Origin of the sequence: Krasilnikovia sp. MM14-A1004, assembly GCF_047159485.1 — a bacterium.
In the GTDB taxonomy this organism is placed as follows: Bacteria; Actinomycetota; Actinomycetes; order Mycobacteriales; family Micromonosporaceae; genus Actinoplanes.
In genome coordinates this window covers 6255937-6269077 of the sequence record NZ_AP038773.1, presented here as the reverse complement: position 1 = coordinate 6269077, position 13141 = coordinate 6255937, and the positions used below count along the sequence as shown (strand labels likewise).

Genomic DNA, 13141 nt, shown 5'->3' with positions numbered 1-13141 from the left:
GGGAATGAAGAGACTTCTGGCGGCCGCTGCCGTCCTCGGGCTGGCGGCCGGCGCCCTCGTCGCCTCCGGCGCCCAGGCCGACCCGGTCCGCGGCGAGGACGGCTACGCGCCCGGCCCGATCACCTGGGGCACCTGCGACAACCCGGCGCTGCGGTCGCGCGGCGCCCAGTGCGGCCTGCTCACCGTGCCGCTGGACTACGCGGACCCGTCCGGCGACACGATCAAACTGGCGGTGTCCCGCATCCGGCACAAGGTGGCCGACGACAAGTACCAGGGTGTCGTGCTGGTCAACCCGGGCGGCCCCGGCGGCTCCGGGCTGGTGCTCTCCGTACTCGGCGAGTTCGTCCCGGACCACGCCGGTGACGCGTACGACTGGATCGGCTTCGACCCGCGCGGCGTGGGCGACAGCCGGCCGGCGCTGAGCTGCGACGGGAACTACTTCTCGTACAACCGGCCGGACTACGTGCCGACCACCCGCAAGCTGGAGAAGACCTGGCTGGCCCGCGCGGCCAAGTACGCCAGGGCGTGCGGCGCCGCGGGCGGCGAGCTGCTCGACCACCTGCGCACCACGGACACCGTGCAGGACATGGACAGCATCCGGAAGGCGCTGGGTGCCGAGAAGATCAACTTCTACGGCTTCTCGTACGGCACGTACCTCGGCCAGGTCTACGCCACCCTGCACCCCACCCGCGTCCGCCGGATGGTGCTCGACGGCAACGTCGACCCGCGCCGCGTCTGGTACGCCGCCAACCTCGACCAGGACATCGCGTTCGACCGCAACATCGGCATCTACTTCGACTGGGTCGCCAAGTACGACAACGTCTACCACCTCGGCAAGACCGGCCGGGCCGTGGAGAAGCTGTTCTACGCCGAGCGGGCGAAGCTGCTGCGCCACCCCGCCGGGGGCATCATCGGCGGCGACGAACTGACCGACGTCTTCCTGCAGGCCGGGTACTACGTGTTCGGCTGGGAGGCGGTCGCCCAGGCCTTCGCCATGTGGGTGCACGACCACGACTTCAGCGCGCTGAAGACCCTCTACGACTCCGGCCAGCCGCAGGGCCCCGGAGCCGACAACGGGTACGCCATCTACCTGGCCGTGCAGTGCACCGACGTGCAGTGGCCGAAGAAGTTCTCGACCTGGCGCAAGGACAACAACCGGGTGAACCGGATCGCCCCGTTCGAGACCTGGGCCAACGCCTGGTTCAACGCGCCGTGCCTGACCTGGCCCGCCCCGGCGGGCACCCCGGTCCACGTGGACGGCGACCAGGCCCCGCCGATCCTGCTGATCAGCGAGACCCTCGACGCGGCCACCCCGTTCGCGGGCAGCCTGGAGGTCCGTCGGCGGTTCCCGCGCGCGGCCCTGGTCGAGGGCGTCGGCGGTACCACGCACGCCGGCTCGCTGTTCGGCGACGCCTGTGTCGACGACACGGTCGCCGCGTACCTGGCCACCGGTGCGCTGCCCACGCGGGTCGCCGGGAACCGTTCCGACAAGCGGTGCCCGCCGCTGCCGCAGCCCGTACCGTCCACGACCGCCAGCAAGCACGCGGCCGTGGCCGGGGTGGCCCGCACGGACATGCAGCGGTTCGTCCGGGCCGGCTGATCATCAGGCGCCGGGCGGCCCTCGCGGCCGTCCGGCGCCGCCGCTGTCGGCAGGCTCACAGGCCCCGGCCCTGGCCGGCTCCCCTTGTCGGGCCGGTATCGTCGAGGCAGCGAAGGGGAGTAGCTCCCAACGTCGTGGTCGACATACTGGTGCGTTCGCGCGCCCGGCCCGGCGGCCTCGCACTCCGAGGCGAGCAAGACCTTCGACTCTGGCTGCGTAGGCGGCCGGGTCGAGGTCGCCCAGCGCCCAGGCCCGGCCCGAGACCGGGAAGGCACCATGGACGGATTTCTCTCCGCGCTGGCGATCAGCTTCGCCGTCGTCTTCGTCGCCGAGTTGGGCGACAAGTCCCAGCTCATGGCGCTCACGTTCGCCACCCGCTACCGGCCGTGGACGGTGCTGGCCGGGATCACCGTGGCGACCGCGCTGGTGCACGCCGTATCCGTCGGGATCGGGTACGGACTGGGCGCCGCCCTGCCCACCGGCTGGATCTCGCTGCTGGCCGGCCTCGCCTTCCTCGCCTTCGGCGCGTGGACGCTGCGCGGCGACACCCTGACCGAGGACGAGCGGGGCAAGGCCGAACGGGCCTCCGGCTCGGCGATGCTGGCCGTGGGTGGGGCGTTCTTCCTCGCCGAACTGGGCGACAAGACGATGCTGGCGACGATCACCCTGGCCACCCAGCACGGCTGGTTCGGCACCTGGCTCGGCTCCACCGTGGGCATGGTCGCCGCGGACGCTCTCGCGATCATGGTGGGCCGCCTGCTCGGCCGCCACCTGCCGGAAAAAGCGATCAAGTACGGCGCCGCCGCCCTCTTCGCTATCTTCGGCATCTGGCTCATCGTGGAGGCGGTGGCCGAACTGACCTGAGGAGCGCCCCCGTGCGGCTGGTCGAGCTGAGCCACGTCATCACCGACGGCATGATCACGTATCCGGGGCTGCCCGGCCCGGAGATCCGCCCGTACCTGACCCACGAGCAGTCCCGGGACCGGTACGCGCCGGGCACCGAGTTCCTGATCGGCAGCATCACCATGGTCGGCAACACCGGCACCTATCTGGACAGCCCGCTCCACCGGTACCCCGACGGGACCGATCTCGCCGGGCTGCCGCTGGACCGGCTGGCCGATCTGCCGGCCGTGGTGGTGCGCACGCTCGGCGGCGGGCAGCGCGCTGTCGACGTGGCCGCGCTGGCCGCGTACGACGTCGCGGGGCGGGCGGTGCTGCTGCACACCGGCGGCGACGCCCACTGGGGCACACCCGAGTACGCGCTCGACGCGCCGCACCTCACCAGGGACGGGGCGGCGTGGCTGGTCGAGCAGGGCGCCGTACTGGTCGGCATCGACGCGGTCAACATCGACGACATCGCCGGGGAGGGTCCCGGCGAGCGGCCCGCGCACACCCTGCTGCTGGCCGCCGGGATCCCGATCGTGGAACACCTGACCGGGCTGGGCCAGCTGCCACCGACCGGGGCCCGGTTCACCGCCGCCCCGCCCCGGGTGGCGGGTTTCGGCACCTTCCCGGTGCGGGCGTACGCGGCGGTCCCGCCCACCGGGCCGCGCGAATAGGCGGTCAGCCGGATGGCCGCCCACCGGGTGACCCGGCCGGGGGTCTTTCCGCCGATTCGGCTCAGAAAATCGGCACCACTGCCGAAGATGACCGTGTGAGCCGTACCCATCCGCAGGCCGGAGCGACCCGATGACCGATCTCGCGCAGGCCCCGAGCCAGACTCACGCCACACCCACCAACCCCACCGAGCTGGGTGTCGCGCGCGCCGCCGCGCTGTTCGAACGGGTCGATCCCGCGTCGGCCGCCAGCCACCTCGAACTGGTGCTCACCCAGGACGCCAGGTCCGCCGACGGGTGGATCCTGATGGCCCGGATCCGGCTCACCCTGGGCCAGGCGGAACACGCCCTGGTCGCGGCGAACCGGGCGATCGAGCTGGTCCCGGAGGACCCGCGCCCGATGGCCTCGGCCAGCCGCGCGCTCACCCTGCTCGGGCGGCACGAGGAGGCCGTGACGATGGCGTACCGGGCGGTGATCGCGGAGCCGAAGAACCCGCTGTGGCACGACCGGGTCGCCTGGGCGCTGCTGGCCGCCGACCGCCAGATCGGCGACGCCGAGCAGGCCGCGCGTACCGCGATCGGGCTGGACCCGCACGAGGCGCACTACTACTTCACGCACGGCGTGACGCTCGACGCGCTCGGCCACACGGACCAGGCGCGGCAGGCGTTCCTCACCTCCCTGCGGCTGGAGCCGGAGAACCCGGTCGCCCAGCACCGCCTCGCCGTGCTCAACGGTGAGGCCACCCGGCCGCCGGAGAAGAAGAAGCGGGGCTTCCGGCTGTTCGGCAAGCGCGGCGGCGACCAGGCGAACGAGATCCTTCCGTAGCGCACCATCCCGATCGGGGTGGTTTGTCGCTAGCGTGGGCGGGGCAGGCATCGGAGGTCCCCGGCGCCCCGGCGCCCGTCCACGGAAGGACGCCCCATGGCTCGCCCCCGGATCGTGATCGTCGGCGCCGGTTTCGCCGGCTTCCAGACCGCCCGTACGTTGTGGAGGCTGTCGCGCGGCGGCGCCGAAATCGTCGTCGTCAACCCGACCGACTACTTCCTCTATCTCCCGCTGCTGCCCGAGGTCGCCGCCGGGATTCTCGAACCGCGCCGGGTCTCGGTGTCGCTGGCCGCCACGCTGCCCGGGGTCCGGCTGGTCCTCGGCGAGGTGGACGGATTCGACCTGGACGCCCGTACGGTCAGCTACGTCGACCCGGACGGCGCCAAGGGCACCCTCGACTACCACCGTCTGGTCATCGCGGCCGGCAGCGTCAACAAGCTGCTGCCGGTGCCCGGCGTGACCGAGTACGCGCACGGCTTCCGCGGCATCCCCGAGGCGCTGTTCCTGCGCGATCACATCACCCGGCAGATCGAGATGGCCGGCACCGCTGCCGACGCGGCGGAACGCGCCGCCCGGTCGACGTTCGTGGTGGTCGGCGCCGGGTACACCGGCACCGAGGTGGCCGCGCAGGGGGTGCTGTTCACCGAGGAGCTGACCCTGCACCGGGAGGCGTTGCGGGGCCTGCCCCGCTGGCTGCTGGTCGACATCGAGGACCGGGTCCTGCCGACGCTCGACGAGCGGCTGTCCAGCGCCGCGGACCGGGTGTTGCGGGAGCGCGGCGTGGAGCTGCGCCTCGGCACCGGCGTCGCGGAGGCGACCGGGCAGGGCGTCCGGCTCGGCGACGGCGAGTTCGTGCCCACCCGCTCGCTGATCTGGTGCGTGGGGGTACGCCCGGACCCGCTGGTGGCCACGCTGGGACTGCCGATGACGCAGGGCCGGCTGGTGGTGGACGAGTTCCTCACCGTGCCCGGCCACCCCGACGTGTACGCGTGCGGCGACGCGGCCGCGGTGCCCGACCTGACCCGTCCGGGGGAGATCACCGGGATGACCGCGCAGCACGCGACCCGCCAGGGCGCCACGGTGGCGCACAACATCGCCGCCTCGTACGGCCAGGGGCGGCGGCGCGCGTACCGGCATCACGACCTCGGCTTCGTAGTGGACCTCGGTGGGCTGGACGCGGCCGCGAACCCGCTGGGGGTGCCGCTGTCGGGCCTGCCCGCCAAGGTGGTGACGCGCGGCTACCACCTGTTGTCGATGCCCGGCAACCGGGTACGGGTGGCGGCGGACTGGCTGCTCGACACGCTCCTGCCGCGTCAGGGGGTCCAGCTCGGCCTGGTGACCGCGGGGGCCGTCCCGTTGGACAGCGCGTACCCGGAGGTGCCGCCGGCGGCGCGCTGAGTCCGCTTCGAGCTGATTTGGCCAATCGGTCCACTACGATCGACCGTTCCGGCAGTCCATTTGATAACGCCGAAACATAATAAACAGCCATAATTCCGTCATGCGTTACCAATCGTACACACTGGTGACGGCCATGATGGTCGGCTTGATCGCCCCTGTCCTGGCCGCCGCCCCGGCGCAAGCGCAACTTCCCCGGCCCGCGGGCGGCCCGGGCCCCACCGTGAGCCCGGCCCCCGCACCACCCCCGGCGCCCGGTCAGGAGACCGGGGAACTGGTCGCCCAGTACGGCTTCGAGGACGACCCGGCGGTCGACGACTCCGGCAACGGGCACACTCTGCGGACCGTCGCCCGGCACCGCGGCGCGGTACGGCCGACCCCGCACGACGCCGGTCAGGCCATGGCGTTCCCCGCCAAGTGCCGCGGCGGCCGGTGCCCGCAGGTCGTCCTGCAGACCCGCAGCGCGGCGACGCTCAACCCCGGCGCGCTGCCGCTCGCGTTCGGCGCCACGGTGCTGCTCTCCCGCACCCAGACCAGCAAGGGCCAGAACATCGTGCAAAAGGGCTACTCCCGCACGAGCAGCCAGTACAAGCTGCAGATCGACGGCGCCGCGGGACGGCCGAGCTGCGTGCTCGTCGGCGTCCTGCGCCCCCGGATCCGGATGGTCCGCAGCCGGATCAGCGTCGCCGACGGGCGGTGGCACACGCTGGAATGCCAGCGCCGCGGCCGGTGGATGCGGATCATCGTGGACGGTGTGGTGCAGGGCAGGCGGCACGTACCGGCGACGCTGGCGATCGCCAACTGGTGCCCGCTGAGCATCGGCGGCAAGGGTGCCTACAACGACAACGACCAGTTCCACGGCAGCGTCGACGACGTCTGGGTACGGATCGGCTGAGCGTCACTCCACTGTGTAGCCCGAGACGGCGTAGCAGGATTCGTCGTCCAGCGCCGCGCGGGACGGGTCGATCCGGATGCTCACCGGATGACCGTCCACCGGGTCCGACTCGGTCACCACCTCGTCCGCACCCGCGTGCCGGGCGGTCGACGCCTCCGCCGCCAGCTGGCCGAGCGTCGGCACCAGCTCGGCGAGGCGCAGCCTCAGCGCACGTCGCGCGGGATCGTCCAGGCCCACGGTGCGGGTGACCTTGCCGGCCTCCACGGTCACCTCGAAGCGGCCGAGCAGCGTCCGCTCCCCGCACGAGGACTCCAGGACGAAGCGGTACCGCTGCGGCTCGGACCAGGCCCGCGGCGTCGCCGCGGCCGCCTCCGGCGCCGTACCCGCCTCGGCGTAGCCGGGCTGGGCGTAGCCGGGCTGGGCGGCGCAGCCGCCGATCGCCGCCGAGACGACGGCGAGACACAGGATCTTGGCAGGTCGCACGGAACCCTCTCCCTCTGCGGACGGCGGTGACGTTAGCGCGTACGACGGGCCCACGGCCGGTCCGGTTCCCCCGCGCGGGTGACCCCGGCCCGGGCGCCGCCTGCCGGGTGGCGTTGGCGACGACGGGGACCGCGGCTCGCCCGGCTGTGCGATCGTTGCCGGGTGGCCGTTGGTGCGCCCAGCCCGCGCGACCCCGTGCCCGTCCCGGCCGCCCGGGGCTGGGCCGCGGAGCTGCGCGCGCTGCTGGCCTGGCGACGGGTCAGCCACCGCCTGCGCCGGGCCCTGCGCAGCGCACTCGTCACGTTCGTCGTGCTGTCCCTGACCCTCTGGCTCATGCCGGGCGTACGCAGCACCGACGTCTTCGACACCCTCGGCCTGGTCGTCCTGGTCGCCGTCGTCGGTGCCGTGCTGCGGCCCCTGCTGCTGGCCGGGGTCGTCGCGATCGGCGGCTGGGGCGCCATGCTGCTGGGTGTCGTCGCCCAGGTGACGATCATCGCGGTGGCCCTCGAACTCGACCCGGCCGAACGGGTCAACGGATTCCCGGGCGTGGTCATGGCCGCCATCCTCGCCGTGATCTTCGCGGCGATCCTGGACTGGATGGCTGACAGCGGCAGCGACGCCACGTTCGTCCAGGAGGCCCAGCGGCTGATGCGCGGGGTTCGCCGCCGCCAGTCCGGCCGCCGGCTGTTCACGCTGCACCGGAGCTACCCCGGCACCGAGCCCGGCATGCTCGTCGTGCAGCTCGACGGCGTGGCCGAGCCGGTGCTGCGCTGGGCCGTACGGGCGGGCAACCTGCCGACCATCGGCACGTGGCTGAGTTCGGGCAGCCACACCATGCGCGGCTGGCACACCGGGCTGCCCTCCACCACCCCGGCCGCCCAGGCGGGCATCCTGCACGGTGCCTCCCCACAGATCCCCGCGTTCCGCTGGTACGAGAAGGACGTCGGGCGGCTCATGGTCGCCAACCGTCCCCGCGACGCGGCCGCCATCGAGCGCCGCCTCAGCGACGGCCGCGGGCTGCTGGCCGACGGTGGGGTCAGCATCGGCAACGCGTTCTCCGGCGACGCGACGACCAACCTGCTGACCGTCAGCCACGCCGCGCTGCCCGGCCGGTCGGCGCGCGGCTGGGCGGCGTTCATGGCCAGCCCGTACGGCTTCACGCGCGCGCTCGTGCTCGGGGTCGCCGAGGTCATCACCGAGCTGCACCAGGCCCGGCTGCAGCGCCGCCGCAACCTGCTGCCCCGGGTGAGCCGCTCCGGCGCGTTCCTCGCGCTGCGGCCCGCCTCGATGCTGCTGCGCGACGTGAACGTGTCGCTGGTCGCCGAGCAGATGGCCCGGGGCGCCCCGGTGATCTACTGCGACCTGGTCGACTACGACGAGGTGGCGCATCACGCGGGCCCGGCCCGGCCGGAGTCGATGCGCCAGCTGGAGAACCTCGACCGGATGCTCGGCGCCCTGGAACGCCTGGCCCCCGAGGCGGCCCGCCGGTACCACCTCGTCGTGCTCTCCGACCACGGGCAGAGCCAGGGCGCCACGTTCCGCCAGCGCTACGGCGAGACCCTGTCGCGGGTGGTCGACCGGCTGGCCGCCACGCCGGTGGACGAGCCCGCGTCGCCCGCCGAGCTGGAGGTGACCCGGGAACCCGAGTTCCCCAAGGGTCCGGTCGCGCCGCTGCTGGTCGTGTCGTCCGGCAACCTGGCCCTGCTGTACCTGACCCGGCACCCGCACCGGCTGGACCGGGAGGCGATCGAGCAGGCCTACCCGCAACTGATCGCCGGGCTCGCCGCGCATCCCGGCATCGGACTGGTGGTGGTCGCGGACACCGACGGGCCGGTGGCGGTCGGCGGCGAGGGCACCCACCACCTGCGCGACGGGCGGGTCGAGGGGGTGGATCCGCTGCTGGCGTACGGGCCGCGTGCCCGGGCGGACCTGCGGCGGCATCAGGAGTCGGCGCATCTGGGCGATCTCGTGCTGATCAGTGCGGTGGATCCGGTGACCAACGAGGTCGCGGCGTTCGAGGAACTGGTCGGCTCGCACGGCGGCCTCGGGGGTTGGCAGACCGACGCGGTCCTGGTGCATCCGGCGGACTGGCCCGTGCGCCCAGACGCGCTGGCCGGGCCGGACGGGGTGCACCGCCAGCTCGTCGCCTGGCTGGAGATGCTGGGGCTGCGCAGCGCCAACGACGGCATTCCGGGACAGGCGCCCGAGGAAAGCCCGGCCCCCGACGAGGCCGCGGCGCAGGTAGCGCCCGGCGAGCCGCTCCCGGCATCGACGGCATCGACGCCGTCGCCGGCATCGCCGGCATCGCCGGCATCGGCGGATGGCGCGGTCGGGGAGCCGGTTGCCGGGCACGGCACGGAAACCAGGCCGGGCGCAGGCGCGGCGCCGCGTGGTGGCGAGGGCGCGGCGGCGCGTGGTGGCGAGGGCGCGGCGGCGCGGGCCGGTCAGAATGCTGCGGCGCCCGAGGGGGAGAGTGCCGCGGCACGCTCGGGGAATTCGCCCGTGGCGATCCGTCCAGGGGCGCCGGTGCGGTCGTCGGGCGGGAATCCGCTGCCCCAGGCGGCGGCCGGTCACGACGGCGCGCCGACGAGACTTTCGCGCAGTCGCCAGGCTTAATGAAATGTGCGATTCTTCTGTTTTGCCCGTCGCGTCGCGCGTGTTCCCCGGCTGCGCCGCGCCATCGTGGCCGGGGTCGCGGTCGCCGTGGCCGCAGGAGGCACCCCAGCCCTCGCCATCCCCGCCGGCACCCCAGTCCTCGCCACCCCGGCGAAGCCCGGGGCGCTCGCCGCGCGGACCCACCGCGCGACAGCGCGCCCGGCCCACCGGGCCGCACCGCACGCAGGGCACCGGGGACGGCTGGCGGTCGGGGTCGGGCCGCTGGTCACACCGCTGTTCAACGGCTCCGTGTACGCGCTGGCCTTCCGCGGCAGCACGGTCTACGTCGGCGGATCGTTCACCCGGGCGACCTCCGGCGGACGGACGTTCGTCCGGCAACGGCTGGCCGCCTTCAACGCCGCCACCGGCGCACTGCTGAGCTGGGCCCCGACGGCCGACGCGACAGTACGGGCGCTGGCCGTCGACGGCGGCTCCGTGTACGCGGGCGGCGACTTCGGCACCGTCTCGGGGCGGCGCCGTGACGCGCTGGCCAGCCTGGACGCCGTCAGCGGGGCGCTCGGCACGTTCGCGCACCGGGTGACCGGCGCACCGTACGCCCTCGCGATCGGCCACGGCCGCCTGTACGCCGGTGGCAGCTTCCGCGCCGTCGACGGCGCACCGCGGGCGGGCCTGGCCGCGTTCTCCCTCACCACCGGGGCGCTGGACGCGGCCTGGCACCCGTCGGCCGACGACGCGGTGCACGCCGTCACGGTCTCCGGCGACCGCGTGTACGTGGGCGGCGCCTTCCACCGGATCAACGGGGCATCGGGCACCCTGCGGATCGCCGTGGTGACCAGCACGGGCGCCGTCTTCACCGGGTTCCGGCCCACCCGGGCACCCGCCGAGGTGAACGGGATCGCGGTGGACGCCGCCGGGGTGTACGCGGCCACGGGCGGCCAGGGCGGCCGGGCGGTCGCGTACACGACCGAGGGGGAGATCCGCTGGCAGCGGGTCTTCGACGGCGACGCGGTGGCGATCACCGCGCTGGACGGCGTCACGTACGTCGGTGGCCACTTCGACACCGCCTGCCTCACCATGCGCAACGGCACGCACGGCACCTGCCTCGACGGTTCCGTGCCGAGGGTGAAGCTGGCCGCGGTCACCGACGCCGGCGACCTGTCCGACTGGGCACCGCAGGCGAACGGCGTCGTCGGTGTCCGTACCCTCGCGGCGGAGCCCGGCCTCGGCACGCTCGCCGCGGGCGGCGATTTCACCATCATCAACGGCCAGACCCGCCGACGCGTCGCCACCTTCCGCTGACCGCCCGCTACCCGGGCGGCGGAAAAATCGGGCGGGTCAGTGGACGCCGCGGGCGCCGGCGGCCCGGCGGGCGACCTCCCAGTACCGGGCGGGCATGAGCCGGGCCAGCAGGTCGGCGGCCTTCGCCGCGCGGGTGATGACCAGCCTCGGCTTGCGGGCCTGGATCGCCGCCACGATCAACCGGGCCGCGTCCTCGGGCGGCATCCGCAGCGCCCGTTCCGCGAACGCTCGCGCCCGCGCGGCCTGCTCCCCGCCCGGATCGGGGCCGCTGAGCCGGGCGTTCGCGGCGATGCTGGTCCGGATCCCGCCGGGATGCACGACGGTCACCCCGACCTCGCGGCCGGCCAGCTCGTGCCGCAGGGCCTCGGTGAAGCCGCGCACGCCGAACTTGCTGGTCACGTACGCGACCTGGGTCGGCGGAGCGATCAGGCCGAACAGGCTGGAGATGCAGACCACGTGGGATCCGGGGCGACTCAGCAGCTGCGGCAGGAACGCCTTGGTCGTGCGGATCACCGCACGCAGATTGATCTCCAGTAGCCAGTCGAAGTCGGCCATGCTGACCTGGTCGAAGGTGCCGCTCAGGGCCACCCCGGCGTTGTTGACCAGCAGGTCCACCCCGCCGTGCCGGGCCGCCACCTCGGCGGCCAGGTCGAGCCGGTCACCGCCGTCGGCGAGATCCACCACGTACGTGCTGACCTCGGCCGCGCCGAGCTCCCGGGCCAGTTGAGCCACCCGGCCGAGCCCCTCGGCGTCCCGGTCGAGCAGGGCCAGCACGGCCCGGCGCTTCGCCAGGTCGAGGGCCAGGGCCGCGCCGATCCCGCTGGCGGCGCCGGTGATCAGGCAGGTACGCCCCGCGAACGCGAACCGCTGCACCTCAGGCCCCCGCCCGGAGTCGGGTCGGGGGCCTGAGGACGGCAGCAGTTCTGCCCGGAACGGGGACGTCGACGTACGCGCTCATCGGACGATTATCGAGGCGGCCCGGTCCTCCTCGCGCGGGTGGCGCGGGCAGACATGCGGCAGCGGTGAAAACTCAGCTCGTCGGGTCGGTGCCCGGACGCGCTGAGCGGGCGTTCGCCCGGGTGGCGGCCCGACGCGCCGGAGCCCGTCGGGTGGCCGCCGCGGACGCGGTGGCCTGCTTCGCGGGCGCCGCCTGGGTCACGGTGGCCGCCTGCGGGGCGGGCTGCGTGGCGGCGGCGGTGGGCTGCGCCGCGGGAACGGGCGGCGCGGTCCGCGCGGGAGCCGGGGTGGACGGTGCCGTGTCCGGTGCGGACCGAGCGGGAGACGCGGTGGCGACGACCCGGCCGTTGCCGCGGGCGCGGTCGCGCTCCTTCTCGCGGCGCACGAGATCGGCCAGCACGACCTTCTCGTACCTCTCCTCGGCGGTCTTGACCTTGTCCTTCGCCTTGGCCGCCTTGGCGACGGCCTTCTTGCGGGCGGCGGTGAGCCGCTCGCGGTCCTTGGCGGTGGTCTTGAGCGCGCGCTTGAGGCGGCTCACCTCGGCCTCGGCGTTGCGAAGCGCCTGGGTGTGCTGGCGGGTCAGCTGCTTGATCGTGCCGAGCCGGTTGTCCAGATCGGTGACGCCGGCCTCTGCCTTTTCAGCGGCGGCCGTGGCGGCCTCGGCCTTGGCGCGGCGACTGTCCAGCGACGAGGGGCGGACAGTGGACTCCTCCGTCGTCGGGGGAGCTGATGCGGTCACGGAAATCACTCCTTCCGATGTCATCAGCGACCCTACCCGAGTTCACGGCACGGACACCGTCCGGTTACCCGACGCGCGACTCCTCGCGCTCGACCGCGGCTCGGGCCCGGCGGCTGCGGATGTGACGCATGTGCAGCCCAGCGTACGCGGCGACGGCGATCAGAACGGCCGCGATCGCCAACCATTTGTACCGGTGCATGTGGTCGACGACCTCGACGATGTGCGTACCGAGCAGGTAGGACACGGTCGTCCACCAGCCGCACCACAGCGCTGCACCGATCGCGTTGTAGACCAGGAACTTGCGCCACGGCATGTTGGTGAGTCCAGCGATGACGCCGTTGAGCTGCCGCAGCCCCTCGACGAACCGGGCGACGACCACGACCCGGCTGCCGCGCTTGGCGAAGAACTGCTCGGCCTTCTCCAGCCGCTTCGGCGTGATCAGGATGAACCTGCCGAAGCGGTTCACCGCCTTGCGGCCGCCCCGTTTGCCGATCCAGTAGCCGATGTTGTCGCCGAGCACCGCGGCCACGAACGCGATCAGCCCGACGGCCCACACGTTCAGCCGGCCCGCGCCCGCGTACACGGCGGCGGCCATCATGATCGTCTGGCCGGGCGCGGGAACGCCGAAGCTTTCCACGCCGATGACGGCCCCCACGGCGAGGTAGCCCCATCGGTCGAGGATCGGGGCTACCCCGTGCAGGAAGCCGGGCAGGTCGTCGGTCGGCACTGGCATGACCCGCAACGGTAGCGGCCCGAGGCTCGCGATGCCGGACCA

General features: G+C 73.6%; 12 protein-coding genes. 8 read left to right on the top strand and 4 right to left on the bottom strand.

Annotated elements, in window-relative coordinates; translation table 11 throughout:
* The first annotated feature begins 4 nt into the window (after positions 1–4).
* From ACMCNN_RS27185 to ACMCNN_RS27160, 6 genes are all read left to right on the top strand, one after another.
* Positions 5–1600 carry an alpha/beta hydrolase gene (locus tag ACMCNN_RS27185; RefSeq protein WP_412743333.1) on the top strand — a complete coding sequence of 532 codons (1596 nt, stop codon included), beginning with the start codon at positions 5–7 and terminating at the stop codon, positions 1598–1600.
* A 276-nt stretch (positions 1601–1876) separates the two neighbouring features.
* Positions 1877–2464 (top strand): TMEM165/GDT1 family protein, encoded by a 588-nt coding sequence (locus ACMCNN_RS27180; protein WP_412743332.1) that lies wholly within the window; start codon positions 1877–1879, stop codon positions 2462–2464.
* Between the two features lie 11 nt (positions 2465–2475).
* A complete protein-coding gene (locus ACMCNN_RS27175; protein WP_412743331.1) occupies positions 2476–3159 on the top strand; it encodes a cyclase family protein in 684 nt (227 codons plus the stop codon).
* 130 nt (positions 3160–3289) lie between these two features.
* The gene (locus ACMCNN_RS27170; RefSeq protein ID WP_412743330.1) at positions 3290–3982 is read left to right on the top strand and encodes a hypothetical protein; all 693 of its coding nucleotides are present in this window, start codon (positions 3290–3292) and stop codon (positions 3980–3982) included.
* A gap of 96 nt (positions 3983–4078) precedes the next feature.
* On the top strand, positions 4079–5380 hold the full coding sequence (locus ACMCNN_RS27165; protein ID WP_412743329.1) for an NAD(P)/FAD-dependent oxidoreductase: 1302 nt from the start codon (positions 4079–4081) through the stop codon (positions 5378–5380).
* Between the two features lie 100 nt (positions 5381–5480).
* The gene (locus ACMCNN_RS27160; RefSeq protein ID WP_412743328.1) at positions 5481–6272 is read left to right on the top strand and encodes a LamG-like jellyroll fold domain-containing protein; all 792 of its coding nucleotides are present in this window, start codon (positions 5481–5483) and stop codon (positions 6270–6272) included.
* A gap of 3 nt (positions 6273–6275) precedes the next feature.
* Here the strand turns inward: ACMCNN_RS27160 and ACMCNN_RS27155 are convergent, their stop codons facing one another.
* Positions 6276–6755, bottom strand: a complete 480-nt coding sequence (locus ACMCNN_RS27155) for a DUF6174 domain-containing protein (RefSeq protein WP_412743327.1) — start codon at positions 6753–6755, stop codon at positions 6276–6278.
* 162 nt (positions 6756–6917) lie between these two features.
* Between ACMCNN_RS27155 and ACMCNN_RS27150 the strand changes: the two genes are divergently transcribed.
* Positions 6918–9371: an alkaline phosphatase family protein gene (locus ACMCNN_RS27150; RefSeq protein WP_412743326.1), complete on the top strand. Its 2454-nt coding sequence runs from the start codon at positions 6918–6920 to the stop codon at positions 9369–9371.
* Positions 9372–9377: 6 nt separating this feature from the next.
* Positions 9378–10670, top strand: coding sequence for a hypothetical protein (locus tag ACMCNN_RS27145; protein ID WP_412743325.1), 1293 nt, complete (start codon positions 9378–9380; stop codon positions 10668–10670).
* Positions 10671–10706: 36 nt separating this feature from the next.
* Here ACMCNN_RS27145 and ACMCNN_RS27140 read toward each other — a convergent pair whose 3' ends face one another.
* The 3 genes from ACMCNN_RS27140 to ACMCNN_RS27130 form a co-directional block, all read right to left on the bottom strand.
* On the bottom strand, positions 10707–11543 hold the full coding sequence (locus tag ACMCNN_RS27140; protein ID WP_412743324.1) for an SDR family NAD(P)-dependent oxidoreductase: 837 nt from the start codon (positions 11541–11543) through the stop codon (positions 10707–10709).
* Positions 11544–11700: 157 nt separating this feature from the next.
* Complete coding sequence (locus tag ACMCNN_RS27135; protein ID WP_412743323.1) at positions 11701–12366, bottom strand: hypothetical protein; 666 nt, start codon at positions 12364–12366, stop codon at positions 11701–11703.
* A gap of 64 nt (positions 12367–12430) precedes the next feature.
* Positions 12431–13099, bottom strand: coding sequence for a DedA family protein (locus tag ACMCNN_RS27130; RefSeq protein ID WP_412743322.1), 669 nt, complete (start codon positions 13097–13099; stop codon positions 12431–12433).
* Between the last annotated feature and the right edge of the window lie 42 nt (positions 13100–13141).

What these genes read in the sequence shown, in the direction of transcription:
- ACMCNN_RS27185 (WP_412743333.1), top strand. Translation starts at nt 5, where the DNA reads ATGAAGAGACTTCTGGCGGCCGCTGCCGTCCTCGGGCTGGCGGCCGGC.
- ACMCNN_RS27180 (WP_412743332.1), top strand. Translation starts at nt 1,877, where the DNA reads ATGGACGGATTTCTCTCCGCGCTGGCGATCAGCTTCGCCGTCGTCTTC.
- ACMCNN_RS27170 (WP_412743330.1), top strand. Translation starts at nt 3,290, where the DNA reads ATGACCGATCTCGCGCAGGCCCCGAGCCAGACTCACGCCACACCCACC.
- ACMCNN_RS27165 (WP_412743329.1), top strand. Translation starts at nt 4,079, where the DNA reads ATGGCTCGCCCCCGGATCGTGATCGTCGGCGCCGGTTTCGCCGGCTTC.
- ACMCNN_RS27160 (WP_412743328.1), top strand. Translation starts at nt 5,481, where the DNA reads ATGCGTTACCAATCGTACACACTGGTGACGGCCATGATGGTCGGCTTG.
- ACMCNN_RS27130 (WP_412743322.1), bottom strand. Translation starts at nt 13,099, where the DNA reads ATGCCAGTGCCGACCGACGACCTGCCCGGCTTCCTGCACGGGGTAGCC.